12 protein-coding genes are annotated in these 14,539 nt (G+C 68.8%); 6 read left to right on the top strand and 6 right to left on the bottom strand.

Annotated features, from left to right (window positions below):
• Positions 1 to 7: 7 nt before the first annotated feature.
• A complete protein-coding gene (locus HD596_RS34615) occupies positions 8 to 958 on the top strand; it encodes a sulfotransferase family protein (protein WP_185073539.1) in 951 nt (316 codons plus the stop codon).
• On the opposite strand, the gene HD596_RS34610 is transcribed toward HD596_RS34615, so the two are convergent.
• Positions 959 to 1,858, bottom strand: coding sequence for a glycoside hydrolase family protein (locus HD596_RS34610; RefSeq protein WP_185073537.1), 900 nt, complete (start codon positions 1,856 to 1,858; stop codon positions 959 to 961).
• A 280-nt stretch (positions 1,859 to 2,138) separates the two neighbouring features.
• Here HD596_RS34610 and HD596_RS34605 point away from each other — a divergent pair, with 280 nt between their 5' ends.
• The 5 genes from HD596_RS34605 (at position 2,139) to HD596_RS34585 (ending at position 6,859) form a co-directional block, all read left to right on the top strand.
• Entirely contained in the window at positions 2,139 to 3,170 is a 1,032-nt protein-coding gene (locus HD596_RS34605; protein WP_185073535.1) for a hypothetical protein, read from the top strand.
• Positions 3,171 to 3,669: 499 nt separating this feature from the next.
• The gene (locus tag HD596_RS34600) at positions 3,670 to 4,194 is read left to right on the top strand and encodes a hypothetical protein (RefSeq protein WP_185073533.1); all 525 of its coding nucleotides are present in this window, start codon (positions 3,670 to 3,672) and stop codon (positions 4,192 to 4,194) included.
• Positions 4,195 to 4,384: 190 nt separating this feature from the next.
• On the top strand, positions 4,385 to 4,834 hold the full coding sequence (locus HD596_RS34595; protein WP_185073532.1) for a nitroreductase family deazaflavin-dependent oxidoreductase: 450 nt from the start codon (positions 4,385 to 4,387) through the stop codon (positions 4,832 to 4,834).
• A gap of 215 nt (positions 4,835 to 5,049) precedes the next feature.
• Positions 5,050 to 5,448, top strand: coding sequence for a sensor histidine kinase (locus tag HD596_RS34590; RefSeq protein ID WP_185073530.1), 399 nt, complete (start codon positions 5,050 to 5,052; stop codon positions 5,446 to 5,448).
• 94 nt (positions 5,449 to 5,542) lie between these two features.
• The gene (locus tag HD596_RS34585) at positions 5,543 to 6,859 is read left to right on the top strand and encodes a cytochrome P450 (protein ID WP_185073528.1); all 1,317 of its coding nucleotides are present in this window, start codon (positions 5,543 to 5,545) and stop codon (positions 6,857 to 6,859) included.
• Between the two features lie 94 nt (positions 6,860 to 6,953).
• On the opposite strand, the gene HD596_RS34580 is transcribed toward HD596_RS34585, so the two are convergent.
• From HD596_RS34580 to HD596_RS34560, 5 genes are all read right to left on the bottom strand, one after another.
• Positions 6,954 to 10,469 (bottom strand): WD40 repeat domain-containing serine/threonine protein kinase, encoded by a 3,516-nt coding sequence (locus HD596_RS34580; protein ID WP_246557402.1) that lies wholly within the window; start codon positions 10,467 to 10,469, stop codon positions 6,954 to 6,956.
• Positions 10,470 to 11,105: 636 nt separating this feature from the next.
• Entirely contained in the window at positions 11,106 to 11,480 is a 375-nt protein-coding gene (locus HD596_RS34575) for a hypothetical protein (RefSeq protein ID WP_185073524.1), read from the bottom strand.
• Positions 11,481 to 12,267: 787 nt separating this feature from the next.
• The gene (locus HD596_RS34570) at positions 12,268 to 12,612 is read right to left on the bottom strand and encodes a hypothetical protein (RefSeq protein ID WP_185073522.1); all 345 of its coding nucleotides are present in this window, start codon (positions 12,610 to 12,612) and stop codon (positions 12,268 to 12,270) included.
• A 167-nt stretch (positions 12,613 to 12,779) separates the two neighbouring features.
• Positions 12,780 to 13,814 carry a PD40 domain-containing protein gene (locus tag HD596_RS34565; RefSeq protein WP_185073520.1) on the bottom strand — a complete coding sequence of 345 codons (1,035 nt, stop codon included), beginning with the start codon at positions 13,812 to 13,814 and terminating at the stop codon, positions 12,780 to 12,782.
• 130 nt (positions 13,815 to 13,944) lie between these two features.
• Complete coding sequence (locus HD596_RS34560) at positions 13,945 to 14,343, bottom strand: hypothetical protein (RefSeq protein ID WP_185073518.1); 399 nt, start codon at positions 14,341 to 14,343, stop codon at positions 13,945 to 13,947.
• Positions 14,344 to 14,539 lie beyond the last annotated feature (196 nt).

Here is a 14,539-nt window from a genome sequence, read left to right as displayed (position 1 = left end):
GAACGCGGTGCCCCTGCCTGACTTTCTGATCGCCGGTGCGCCCAAAGCAGGGACGACGGCCCTGCACAGCGCGCTGCAGCAGCATCCGGAGCTCTATCTGTCCAAGATCAAAGAGCCGAAGTTCTTCCTGACCGACGGCCCGCCGCCCGGCAGAGGCGGCCCCGGCGACGCCGCGACCTACCAGGAGCACGTCTGGCGGCGCGCAGACTACGAGGCGCTGTTCGCCGACGCGCCCCCGGGCACCCTGACCGGCGAGTCCACGCCTTTCTACCTCTACGACCTGGCCGCCCAGCGGCGCATCCACGCCGCCATCCCCGGCGTCAGGCTCATCGTGACGCTACGCGACCCGGTCGAGCGGGCCCACTCCAACTGGACGCATCTGTGGTCGGCCGGGCTGGAGCCGATCGGCGACCTGGTGCGCGCGTGCGAGGCCGAGCAGCGGCGGATCGCCGACGGGTGGGGGCACTTCTGGCACTACGTCGGCCTGGGCCGGTACGGCGAACAGCTGGAGCACCTGTACGGCCTGTTCCCCCGGGAGCAGGTGCTGATCTTCCGCTACCGGGACATCGTCGACCGGCCTGCCGCCACGCTGGATCGGATCTGCGCCTTCCTCGGCGTACGCCAAGGGGTGCTCACCGAGGTCCCCCGGGAGAACGTGACGGCGCACCCGGCGGCGGGGGCCCGGCACCTCATGCTGTCCACGCTGCGCAGGCGCCTGCCCTCCGCCCTGGCCGGGCCGGTCGAGGCCCTGTTACAGCGCCGGGGCCCGGCTCGACGCCCGCTGTCCTGGGAGCAGCGGCAGCAGCTCATCCCGTACTTCGCCGACGACATCCACCTGCTCCAGCGCGTCACCGGCGAGGACTTCAGCGACTGGCTCCGCCCCCGCGAGCGCTCCGGCGGGCTGGTCGGCGTCCGGCCGCCGGGGCAGCGGCAGGCCCGCAACGGCCGCCGGTCCTGATCAACGCAGTTCGGTACGCAACTCGTGGGCTCCGTCCGGGCGGGTGAACTCGTAGTACAGCCGGACCCTGCCACCCGGCAGGTCCACGAACTCCAGGTAACGCAGCCCCCCGCCGCGATGCGGCGACCGCGCCGCGGGCGCCTCGCCCAGCGGAGTCAGCACGGCCGGGTCCGTGCCGACGGCGATGCCGGTACGTTCCTCGTAGTTCTCCGCCGCGCTCGCCCGCCCGTCGTAGAACGCCACCACCCGGTCGTCGCCGAAACGCACCGCGCTGACCCGGACGCCGCGAGCGTCCCACAGCCCGGGCCGACCGCTCAGCGCGGTGCCGTGCCAGGTCCACTCCAGACCATCGGCGCTGGTGGCGTAGTCGGTGACCATCTGGTCGGCCTCGTCGGGGTCGGCGAGCGGGTGGCAGGAGGCCCACAGATGCCAGACGCCGTCCCGGCGCACGATCACCGTGTCCTTGACCCCGGTCTTCGGATCGCCCGGCAGGACGGTGACGCGCGAGCGCGCATCGAACGCCGCCGGGTCGGCCGCCTCCAGCACCTCCACCCGCCAGTGCTTGGTACCGGTGGTGGCACAGCTCAGGTACAGCCGCCAGCGCCCGTCCGGCAGGCGTACCAGCGAGGGCCGCTCCAGCGACTCCGCGTCCATCTCCTCGCGGGTGACGGTGGTCAGCGTCTCGAAGCGCTCACCGTCCGCCGAGCGGGCGACCACGACGGCGTACCCGCGCCCCTCCCCGACGGGGCGGCGCAGCCGGTAGGCGAGATAGATCAGCCCGTCCGCGGCCACTGCGCTGGGCGCGCCCGCCCAGTGTCCTTCCTCCGCGGCCGGCGGTTCGACTGCGACCACGGCGCGGCCGGGGTCGGGGAGGAGTGCGGTGTTCTCGTCGATCGGCATGGTCGCGAGACTAGGCGACGGCGTGGAGTCGGGCACGGACGATGACCTTCCTTTGAACGTTTCCTTCGAGGCGGTCGTCACCGCTGGGGGCATCCGTGAGCGGTGATGTACGATCTCACGCCGACGATATCAACTTTTCCTACTAATTTTTAGGGGATATCCTGGCGGCGACCGCACGGACGGTAACCCGATGTTCGGTTTTGAAGACATTTCCGGTCCCGGCCGAATATGGTGGCCCGTTGACGATCGGCCAAGCCCGTAAGCCTTCCGGAGCTTCTACATGCGTACCGCAGCGGCAATCCTGTCCTTCATACTCGCCATCACGATCCTGCCCGTACACCCCGCCACAGCCACGGTTTCCGCCGCCTCGTTGCCGGGCGGCAAGACCACCTTCGTCGTCTCACAGGGTCACCTGAAAGCCGCCTCCCAGCAGAACTGGCTACGCCTGGGCAACTACCGCTTCGCCGCGAACGGCACGGTGAGCGCCGCCATGTACCTGTGGTGGCAGCGTCATCCCCAGGCGAGGCAGCGCACCGGCACCGTCCCCGACTCGAGCTGCACCACCAAGGCGGGTGGCAAGCAGTCGCGGGCTCGCACCTGCGAGGTGCTGACCGCCGGGGGCTTCACCGGGGCCCCCGACGAGAGCCGCACCGGGACGTACACGATGTCAGGGGACGTGCTCACCATCCGGTGGAAGATCGCCCAGACGTGGACGGAGCAGTGGTACGTGCGGACCTCGCCTGACGGCAAGCTGGCCCGCCTGGACCTCAAGCAGAGCACCTTGGCCACGAACGGGTACGGCTACGGCAGCAACGCCGCGTTCAGCACCCGCCGCGCGATGAGCTCGGTGAAGGCGTTCCCCGGCTCGCTCAGGCAGGACCTGAGGAGCTGGGCGGGCGGCAAGCTCGTCACCTCCGACGACCAGCCGTTCGGCCTGTCCTCCTTCCGCGCCTGCTCTGCCACCACCTCGTGCCTGACCTACCTCCAGCCCTCCTCGAACAGCGCCTGCAAGAAGGAGGGCGGCTGCCCCAAGTACGGCGGCGGAACGAGCGCCAACATCACCTCCATCCAGTACTACCTCACGATGATCTCCAAGACCGACCGCCGCGACACGCTGTGGCACTGGTGCACCTGCCTGGCGATGGAGCGCGACGAGTTCTGCTACACCGGCAACTCCCACGTCAAACCGCTCATGCAGATCATCGACGACACCGGTGCCTTCCGCGGCTGGGTCGGCGCCGAGGCGTCCTTCTCGACCGGTTCCCGAGCGACGGACATGCTGGCGGTACTGCGCATCTCCGACTTCCGCTGACGGCCCTGGTCCCCGGACACCAGGGCGGTGCCGGCCCTGGTGTCCGCGCGGTGACGACGGCGGGGGAACGAGCAGGCTTGCCGGGAGCAGCACGCCGGCCGGCGACGTGAGCGTCTGCGCAACCGCTCCATCTCCTCCGGCACGGCGACCTCCCACGCGCACGACACGCTCCTGCCGTGGCGCACGGCCCGCGCCGCCGCCAGCCGGACGTCGTCGGTGATGTGGTTCAGAGTGCCGAGCTCGTCGTCGTGCTCAGATCCGCACTGTCTCGTCGCTGCCGCTGTCCGGGCAGAGTGCGGGCATTGAGGTCACTGCCTTAAATAGGCGAAACGCATATCCTATTTGCGGCGGGAAGTATCGCAGCTTTCGTCGAAACGCGCAATGCGTGTGTCAAAGAATGCCACTCGCACATTGACACGACAACACGCATTTCTCGGAGGCAGATGCTCAGTAATGATGAGTCGTGATGTCCCCCAACATCGATTCGACAGGAGCGCCGATGAGAAGACTGCTGACCGCCATCGTCGTCGCGGCGGCCGCCGTCATGTGTCTTTCTCCCTCCCCGGCAGGAGCATCGGCGCAGATGCTCGGCCCCAGCTCGACCGTCTGCGCAAACGCCCCCATCCCCACCGGCTCGATGCCGACGGCTTACTTCGACTGGTACCAGTGCGGCCAGCCCGGCACCATCTACTACAACGCGAAAACCATCCAGGTCATCAGCGACACCTCCCCCGGCGGCACGGTGACCACCTGCATCACGCCTCCGCCCCCGGCCGGGTTCTATGCCACGGCGCTGTCCTACTCCTACAACTGTGAAATCAGCAAGACTCCTAACGGCGTCCTCAACAATCAGCAGACCCTCACCAACATCAATGGTCTGCCCTCCGGTCGCACACTCACCATCTGCGGCGTCCAGTCGGCGCCGCCCGGCTGGACCGTCGTCGCTGTCGTGCAGACCTATCTGTGCGTGTACGCCCGAGGCGGCGGGATCGGCGACAACGCCGTATCGATCCGGAAGCTCTGAGCCCGACGATCAACGAGCCTGACACCCCGACCGAGGAGGTATCAGGCTCGGGAGCCACTGCCCTGCCAGGGCGGCGACCAGCGAGGCGGTCCCCGCGCAACCGAGACTGACGCGTGGATGAAAACCCACGGGCCGGGTGTTGGAGCGTCCAGAACGTGAGTCACACGTAACCGACCAAGGGATGGACGCCATGCCTCTTGAGGGTGAGTACGAACCCAGCCCGACGCCCTGGGTGCGCGAGCAAGTGGAGCTGTACGAGAGCTCCGGCGGCACCAAGGGAACGACCCTGATGGACACGGGCCTGCCCGTCATTTTGCTGATCACCCTGGGTGCCAAGAGCCGCAAGATCCGTAAGATCCCGCTGATGCGGGTGGAGCACGAAGGCCGATACGCCGTGGTCGCCTCGCAGGGCGGCGCCCCCAAGCATCCCGTCTGGTACTTCAACATCAAGGCCCACCCCCACGTGGAACTTCAGGACGGCCCTGTCAAGCAGGACATGAAGGCCCGTGAGGTGACCGGCGCGGAGAAGGCCGAGTGGTGGGAGCGGGCGGTGGCGGCGTATCCGCCGTACGCCGACTATCAGAAGAAGACGGACCGGGAGATCCCGGTGTTCGTGCTGGAGCCGCTGGGCAGCGACTGACCGCACGGAAGTCTTGCTCCACGGGACGTATGAGGTCCGCGCACGCCGGGCTCTTGTGCGTCCCGTGGTGTTTCTCCGTCGCGGATGGGGCGGTGACGTCGAGGAGGCCGAGCAACCGCCGGCGCGGGACCGGGCCCGATTCATGAGAATCTCATCTCATCACCATGCGGCTCCAAGACCCCTCCATGACCCTGGTGCCATAAGGAGGGGGTGTCATGACCGTGGTACCGGATGTGATCATTGGGCCGTCGCCTGTCACAGGCCTGCGGGAGTCGGTGAAGGCGTTCGTGGCCGATTGGGGCGAGCAGGCGGGGATTCCGGTGGAGGTGTGGGCGCTGCCGGAGGGCGCGGTTTCCCGCGAAGCGGCCCTTCTCGCGTTCGAGGTGCTGGTCGAGGCGTTCTCGGCCGTCGAGCGGGCCACGTACGTCTCGATGGCGCTGACCGCAGGGGTCACGTTGCGGCTGACCGTCTGCGACGACGGGCCGGGGCTCGGCTCGCACGGGGTCATCGACCGGAGCGGGCTTCACGCCCGGGCCGCCGCGTTGGGAGGGCGGTACGACATCGCCTCATCGGTCGGCAACGGGACGACCGTCACGCTGGAGCTGCCGCTGTAAGCCTCTGCCCCTCCGGCTGCGGGTGCTCGGCACCTTGCCAAGCAGCCTTTCACGAGAGATACGTGGAAGAGATCCGTATGTCCATGGAGGGAACGTGTCGGTGATTCCCGGACCGCCCGTGCGGGGTGACGGCGGGCTGCATGACATCGCTGCCGCGGGCGGCCTGCACGCCTATCAACTGCGGCTGCACGCCGAGTACGGGCCGGTCGTACGTTTCGAGCTGCCCGGCACGGACTCAGCGGTCTCCATCGCGGACCCGGTGTTGCTCGAGGCCACCGCCGGGATCGACAAGCGGCCGGAGGAGCTGTTCGCGTTCCTGGCCCCGCTGTGCGAGGCCGGCAACCTGCAGACCCTGCCCGCGGACGAGCACACGCCATGGCGCCGCGCGGTCCTGTCCGTACTGGCCGGCCGCCGCTCCCACGAGGCCCACTTCCCCGGCTTGAGCGCGCTCGCCGGCCGGCTGGCGGACCGGTGGGCGGAACAGGCCGGCGAGGGACCGGTCGAGCTGCAGAAGGACCTGAGCGCGCTGTCGCTCCGGATGATCTGCCGGTACGCCCTCGGCAACGGCGTTCACGACCCGGACGAGGTCGTGGCGGCCTTCGAGGTGGTGCTCACGGAATACCTGGGCCGTCAGTACCAGCCGGCCGACCCGGGAACCGAGGAGCAGAGACGCAAGCGTGCCGAGGAGGCCCTGACCTACCTGCGCGCGACCGTGAACGACGTGCTCGCCCCGGCCCATCAGGACGGCAACGCCCTGGCCGCGGCGTTGGTCGCGGCGGGGATGAGCCCGGCCCGCGTGCGGGACACCGTGTTGATGATCATGCTTGCCGCCCATCACACGACCGGCGTGGCGGTCTCGTGGACCCTCTACCTGCTCTCCCGGCACCCCGCCGAGGCCGAGCGGGTCACGGCGGAGATCGACGAGGTCCTGTCCGATCGGGTCGCACCCGAGTACGCCGACCTCAACCGGCTGACCCGTCTTCAGATGGCGCTCAAGGAGTCGATGCGCCTGTATCCGCCGGGTCCGTACGGGGCTCGCGAGACCACCGAGGACCTCGTCCTGGCCGGCTACGAGATCCCCACCGGGACGACCATCTTCTATCCGTTCTGGGCCGTCCACATGAACCCGCAGTACTGGCCCGATCCCGAGACCTTCGACCCCGGCCGTTTCACCCCCGACCAGGTCGCCGGCCGGCCTCGCTACGCCTACATCCCGTTCGGCCTCGGGCCGCGCAGTTGTGAGGGCGCGCGCCTGGCCACGATGGAGGCCGAGCTGGTGCTGGCGATCCTCCTGAGAAGGTTCCGCTTCCAGCCGGTCTCCGGACATGACGTCGTCCCCGTCGAACGGTTCGTGCTGTGGGCCGCGGACGGGATCCGCATGAATCTGACGCCACGGCCGGCAACCCGGTGACGCGCCAGACAAGCGAGCGTGGCCGAACAGCGTCTGGATGCCCTCGACCCCGACCACCTCACTGGTGGCTCCGGTATTCCCGCTGCCCTACTGGCTAGGGGCACACCGCGAACGGTTCGATGCCAGGCAGGTGGCGGGACCATTCACCGGCGGTAAGCGTACGACCGGCGCGCACGCACAGGGTCGCGGCCACGTGCCGCTCGTCCACGTCGAACACACGGATCGTGCCGTCGGGGGCGGCGGCGCGGAGTTTCGTGCCGTCCGCAGAGAACGCCACTGACCCGCCGTCGGCGCCGTCCGCCGCCTGCTTGCCGTCGAAGACGACGCCCAGCGGTCGCCGGCTCGGCACGTCCCAGAGACGTACGCGCAAGCCCTTCTCGTACGTCGCGAGCGTGCGCCCATCAGGCGACCAGGCCAGCATGGTGACCTCGCTGCCCGGCACTGCGGGGAACTCGGCGATTCTGGTCCTGACGTCGCCGTCCCACAGAGTGAGCCGGCCGGGCCCGGAGAAGGCCACCTGCCGGCCGTCCGGGCTGAAGGCGAAGGCGCCGGCGAGCTGCCCGGTGCCCTGTTCGGGAGGCCGGGTGACGCCCTTCTCCGGATCGATGAGCTGGAGCGGGTTTCCGGTCACGAGCAGCCGTCCGTCGGGGCGGAAGGCGAGGTCTGTCGCGCCTGTCCCCGTCTCGGCTCGTCGAGATCCGCGTTCGAGGTCCCACAGTTCGACGCGACCGCGCTCCCCGTAGCGCGACACGGCCAGCGTGCGTCCGTCCGGACTGAACGCCAGCGCCTGGGCGCCCTGCTCGATGCCACCCCCCAGCTTGAGCCGGGCCGACACCTTGAACCCGGTCAGATCCACAATGTGGACCGTGTCGTCGGCGGCCAGGGCGAGCCGGCGGCCGTCGGGACTGAAGGCGGTCGCGCCGCCACCGCCCGACCGGCTGATCAGTTTCATCAAAGCGCGGCCCGTCACCGCGTCCCTGACCTCCACCCGGTCCCCCCAGATCGCGGCCAGCACGCGCGTGGAGGGAGCCAGCCGTACGTCCCCGCTCTCGCCGCCGCCGATCGGCTGGTCGAACACCATCGAGACGTCCTCGGTATGGACGGCGCCGTGTTCATCCAGATAGCGGACGGCCCGGTCGGCGAGGTCGAAGCGGAGCCCGCCGACGAAGGCGGGCATGGCCTGGCTGTACGCCGCGTCGAAGAAGGTGGGCATGGTCTGGCTGTCCACCGTGTCAGGGGTGGAGTGCCGCTGCAAGGTCAGTCGCTCCCGGTCGCCCCAGTTGGCGATGAAAGCGTCGCCGAAGACGAAACCGGCCTCCGGGCCCACCCCGCCCCCCGGCCCCATCCCGCCCTCCTGCTCCATCACCTCCGCACCGGACGGCAGCTCGAACATACGGATCCTGCTCGTCTCTTTCGAATTCACCAGCTCCGTGGTCATCATCATCTTGCCGTCGTCGCTGAAGGTGGTCTGGTTGATGACGCCCTTGTCCTGCTCGATCGGCGGGATCGGCGTCCTCTTGCCCCGGCGCAGGTCCCACAACTCCGCGTCATGGCCTTTAACCACGTAGCCGAAGCGGCCGTCCCGGCTGATCGCGTTGAGCGCGGCTCCCGAGGGAGCGGTGAGTTGCTTACGCTTGGCGACGTCCCACCATTCGGGCAGGGCTTTCGCTCCCCAGGGGATGGCGAGGTAGTGCCCGGAGCCGTCGAAGCTCAGCGTGCCGCCGCCCGATGGCCTGCCTTGACGGGCGATGGGGGCCCCGAGCGGTCTTCCGGTGCGCGTGTCCCACAGCCGTACCCCCTCGCGGTCGAGGAGGGCCAGGGTGCGCCCGTCGGGGGCGAGCGCGGCTTGGGACACCTCCGCGCTCACCCCGGACAGCACGCCGATCCGCCGTTGGCCGGTGACGTCCCAGATCCTGGCTGTCCCGCCGTCCACGGACACGAGCACGCGGCCGTCCTGGCTGAGGTTCTGCACGGTCGCGGCCGTGTAGTCGGGGTCGAGGAAGACGGAGGTCGCGGTCTGAGAGAGCGAGTCGTAGAGCGCGCCGCGCGTCTCGGGCAGCTCCGGGCTCAGCCGCCAGCCGGCCACGCTCAGCAGCTTCGCGACCTGAGGATCGCTCTGCCGCAGGTCGGCGGCTCGCATCGCGAGCTCCCGCGCCAGCGCGTCGTCGCGCTGGCGGCTCGACTCCTTGCGCAGGTACTCCGCGGTGCCGAGCCCGCCGAGCGCCACCACGAGCAGTACGGCCAGGGCCGCCGCGACCAGACGGCGTCTCCTCGCCCTCGAACGGGCCAGGCTCACCGCCTCGTCGAGGAACTCGCGTTCGCGCCGTCCCAGCGTGAGATCCTTGTGCGCGGTGGCGGCCCACTGCAGCGTCCGGTCGAGTGCCGAGCCGTGCAGCAGGTCGGCCGGTCTTCTGCCATGCTCGTCCCACAGCGCGGCCGCCTCGGCGAGCCGCCGGTGGACGGGCAGCCCTTCGCGGTTGCCCGCCACCCAGTCGCGCAGCCGGGGCCAGGCGTGCAGGAGGCCGGGCGTGGCCAGTTCGTACGCGGGACCGGACCGCGTGACCAGGCCCGCGGCGCCGAACACCGTGAGCATCGCGTCCACGGCCTGCGAGTCCGGCAGCTCGTCCCTGCCGACGGCCCGGAGTTCGTCGCCGTCGATCATCCGCAGGAACACCTCGGGCACGGTCGCCCGCTCGGCCTCGGTCAGCTCGCCGTAGAGCTCCTCCGCGATCGCGCCCAGATCGGGCTCGGGCCGTCCGGTCAGGGCACCCGCCTGCGTAAGGCCGCGTTCGAGCAGGTCGTCGCCGCGGCGGAGCGGCGCCTGGCCGCCATGGCCCAGCAGCCGCAGCAGCACCTGTCCGGCGGCTGGCCGCTGCGTGGGATCCCGGGCAAGCGCTGCGGCCACCAGCGCGTCCAGGGGTTCAGGCAGGCCGCACACGTCCGGCTCGAACTCCATCACCCGCCCGATGACGGCGGCCGGATCCCCCGCCTCGATCACGTCCTTGCCCCGGGCCGCGAACAGCACCACCATCGCCCACGCCCACAGGTCGGCCGCCTCGCTCGCGCCCCGCCCCGAGAACACCTCCGGCGGCATGTATCCGGGCGTGCCCATGATCGGCCCGCTCGTCGTCGGCCCCACCTCACGGGCCACGCCGAAATCGATCACGCGCGGCCCGTCCGGCCCCATGATGATGTTGTCCGGCTTGAGGTCGCGATGCACGATCCCGCCCTGGTGGATGGCGGTCAGCGCGGTCGCCACCCCGACCGCCAGCCGGCGCAGCGCGTCCTTCTCGTACGACCCCGACCCCGCCACCACCCGCCTCAGGCTCGGCCCTGGCACGAACTCGCTGACGATGTACAGCGGAGCCGCATCGACCTGTGCCTCGATCACCTTGGCGGTGCAGAACGAGGCCACCCGCTGGGCCGCCGCCGCCTCCTTCGCGAGTCTGGCGCGTGATTCGGCGCTGTCGTACCTGGGGACCTTGATCGCGACCCGCTCTCCCACCTCTCCGTAGCCCTCGTAGACGACGCCCTGGCCGCCCGCGCCCAGCCGGTGGGCCAGCCAGTAGCCGCCGAGGCGGTGCGGGTCCGCGGGAGTGAGAGGTGTCATCAAGTGTGCCATTCTGATCCAGATTTCCTTCCCACAGGAAGGTGTGGGTGGAAATTTCGCATCCTGGGGCCGCTCGGGGTACGCGACGATGACAGCCGAGATCGCACGCCGACCGCGCCGAAGCATCGCGGGCTGCCGGCGGTGAGGGGCGGGGACATCCCGGTTGAGGGGGCGGCGCGGCGGTGCGTGGCTGGTCGGGTTCGCTCGCCGGGGACGGCCTCCCCCTGGTTGTCGCCACCGGCTGTCCCATTCCTCGGGCCACACGCTGAGGTTCGGAACACAACCAGCCGTCGAAGAACTGGTTCTCCGTTGCTTGCCGAGTATGCCGGCTCTGCTGTTTCCCGCGCTGTCGAGACGGACTCTTCGCCCCGCGCGACAGCCGGGAGGTAGCTCGCTCCCGGGCATTCGGGGGAGTTGACCGAGCTCGTGCCGTTCGAGCTCGTCGATACGGTCCTTGCTGGGACATGCGCGGATGGAGGTGACTCTCCAAGATCCGAGACACGCCGAATGGGCGCTGTGGCAGCTCGGCACGAGCACGGAGCCCTGGCCCAGCAGGGGCTGCGTGACTCCCTGCGAACCCGGCACTTTGGCGATCGCCACCCGCTACGGACGTTATCCAACTGGTCGGCATCGGGGCTAGCCGATGGGGACGCAAATCACCGAAACCTCGACGGTGATCGTCTTGTTCTTGGGGTTGAGGAAGAACAGACCCCAGGCGTCGGCCACGCTCCCCGGCTTGTCGCTGGTGGTCTCAGGCGCGTTCACCTCGACGGTCACAGGATTCTCCAGGTCGTGGTCTCCGTGATAGGCGTAGCCGCCGCCGATGGCGTGCTGCTCCTCCGGGCACACCACGTTCGTGGAGAGATAACCTTTGGGGACTTGCCTGCTCTCCTTCACGACGGTGAGCGCGGGCCCCGAGAGCCGGCCCGCCGCCGCGACCCCGCCCCAGACGAGCGCGCCGCCCACCACCACGCCTGCGGCGACGAGCCCGAACCGCGAAATCCTGCCCATGACCAGCTCCCATCTCGATCGGTATGGGAGGAGGGTAGAGCGGTCGTGTTGAGGATCTGTTGAGGATCCGTCAGAGCGCTGACCAGGCAACGGTGGATGTGGTTCAGCTTCGCCATGGCCCGGTTGAGGTGAGTCCTGACCGCGGCCTTGCTGACGCACGGCCGGGCGGCGATCTCGGTGTTGGATGGGGCCGGCCGCCAGGATCCGCTCGGTAGCCGTGACGCCGTTCCTGCCGACGTCGCGGTCCGAGAGCAGCGCGGCTGCCTGGGCGTCCGCGTCCGGAAGGGCGAGCCGCAGGGCGCTGCCTGATCCAGGAGCGCACCCTGGAGGGCTTCTCATCAGGCACATGTTCCGTCAGGAACGCGTCGATCCGCAGAGAAATGTGACGATGCTGTCTGGCGCACAGATGGTCGTGCTCGCGGTCGCATGGATTGCCGTCGCCCTCCGTGTGGACGCGGGGCAGCTCTGCGATGACGCTCTGATGGAAGGCCTGGTACTCCTCGAGCGAGCAGCCCAGCCCGCATGGACAGCGCGGCGAAGTACAGCATGGCCTTCCCGACGCGGCCCCACACCAGCATGGGCCACCCCCACACCACCATGCTCGTGGTTGATCGGCCGTCGAACCATGTGGTGATGACGTCAACCAGCTCGTTCACGGGCTGCTCCTTCGCGTGTGCAGCGGGCCGCGGGTCGTCCGCATCGGCCCGGTCCGCGCCGATCATCGCCGTCGCCGGCGTTCAGGCTCGTGGGCCGATGCCCAGCACCAGGTGGCTCCGCGGGCCGATCGTCAAGAAGTTTGAGCCGTGCCCCCGCTGGGGCCGCCTGCATCACTGAGCGCGACCGGGCTCCTACGCGTGAGGTCACTTGGCGTGCGGATAGGCGACCATGGTTTCGTGGAGTCTTCCCAGAACAGACCATATCCGGAGTAGTCGCCGAAGGGAGCCACGACGTAGTTGCCCGGCTGGACCTGGCCGGTGGCGAGGTCGATGGTGACCCGCGGGTCGGCCACCGCACCCTCGCCGTCCACAGTGAAGGTGCCGTCGTTCTTGCCGCCCTGCCGGAAGACGGCGACCGCCCCGGAGCGCGGCAGGGCGAGCCGGCAGGTCTGACTCCCAGCCGCGGGAAGTGTCATAGAGGCTGGGCACCGACAGTTGCGTTTGGATCTGGCACGGTTGCTCTCATCCATTGCCCGCCATGCCAACGCGATCAATCCCTGATGACCGCACAGGTCAGGATCATGGCGCCGCGATCGGGCAGAGCCTCGCGTCCTGGGACAGTCCCCGTCGGAGGCACCCTCGTTCAACGCCACTCAATGAACGCAGCAGTGTCGCCGAGCGCGGAGAACTCCCCGGTTCGCTCGACCTTCTGGGGCGTGGATCCCGGTGTGGTGTCGCAGAGGTAGTAATCTGTCGCGGCCCCCTTCTCGGAGAGAAACGCGAATCTCTGACCGTCAGGGGAGATCACCATGGCGTGGTTGTCGTAGTCGTTGCTGGGGACTATGGGCGCCCCAGGCTTGGCCCCCGAGGCGATGTCCAGCGCGGCAAACCTGCCGTCCGCGCTACACAGCACCGTGTCATTGTCGAGCCAGCCACCATCACAAGAGATGTATCTGCCCTTCTCCACGAGGTCCCGGCCCACCCCTTGGCCCTCCGCCGGGACGTCCAGGACGTAACCTCCAGCCAGAAGGCGTTTGCCGTCCGGCGAGAGGAAGGCACTACTGTCCACCACCGCCCTGCTCGGCGCTCTCCCCACCATGATGAGGTTGCTCTCGCCGACCATCCCGATCTCCAACTGATCGACCGCCTTGTGGTCCCCGGCAAGCGCTCGACTCGCGACCCGGTCCTTGGTCGAGATCCCGGGCTGGTCGGTTACCTCGTACGTGAACCAGACCGCGCTCCCGTCCCGAGAGAAGGCCGCGTTGTGCTCGTGCGGAGTGTTGCCGAAGTCCTCGTTCCCGGTCAGATCGGTGAACTTGCCAGCACGGTCGACGTACCCTACATGAGTCGCCGCGGTCTGCGGGTCCTGGGTGACCACGGCCATCTTCGTGAAGTCCTGGTCGAAGAGCGATCGGATGGCTGCCACATCCCCGGCATCAGCGGGCAGCTCATCGGGCTCGCACAGTTGCCTCACGGCGGTGTTCGGCGTGGCCTTGTCGGACTCGGCAATCGCCGTGTCCGGCAGTTGGAACTGCGCATGCGCCAGGTGCTTCCAGCTTTGCGGGTTCCAGCCATCGACGCCCGGCCCGCGCTCTTCGCCGGCTGAGGAACAGGCAACGAGGCTTGCTGCCAAGACCAGCGAGAGAAGGGCCGCCGTTGCTCTCGGCGTGTCAACCATTCGTCTCTCCCCTGTCCAATTTCGGCCCGCTGTCATCGAGTTGCCGATGAAAGCGAGAGGTTTCGAGAAAGGCCGAGGTTGCGGCGTCGGCCGGGAAGGCCCTGGTCCTTGATTCTCACGAGAAGTTCTTCTATGTGTGATCCCGATCGGCGTTCGGCCTGCACGTCTCGTAGTTCGAGTGACGGATGGAACTGAAGTTGTCGATCGACATCCAGCCGTACGTCCCCGTTCCCTTCACCCGGCCATAGACCCAGAGGTTGCCGCGCCCGTTCTTCACCCAGCAGTGAAAGTAGATGACCCGCCCCTTGCCGAGCCTGGCCACGTTCCCGCACCGGTCCGCGTAGGGCCCCTTCTTGAGGTTGTAGGAGCCCTTCATCACGCCGTAGCCGCCGTCCAGGTTAGAGATAGAGGAGTTGTACGCGTAGCACGGAGACGGAGTGGCCGACGCGGCCGGCCCGTTCACGAGTGTCGCCGCCATGATCGCGCCGGCCGTAACCAGCATTCCTACCGTCTTGGTCCCGAATCGCATGGTGCCCCCCTTTGTCCTGTTGATCAACTGGCGATCCATATGGTGCGCCGGGCGGTGTTGAGAACTGGTTGAGTATTCGTTGAGGGGTGGGGAGCAGGCCGGCACACGCGCCGGGGACTCCTGCTCGCCAAGCAAGACGCCCACAAGGGCGGACGCCCCGATCGTGCGGAAGCGTATTGCGCCGCAGCTCGCGACT

Source organism: Nonomuraea jabiensis (genome assembly GCF_014204795.1).
In the GTDB taxonomy this organism is placed as follows: Bacteria; Actinomycetota; Actinomycetes; order Streptosporangiales; family Streptosporangiaceae; genus Nonomuraea; species Nonomuraea jabiensis.
This window is presented reverse-complemented; position numbering and strand designations above follow the sequence as displayed.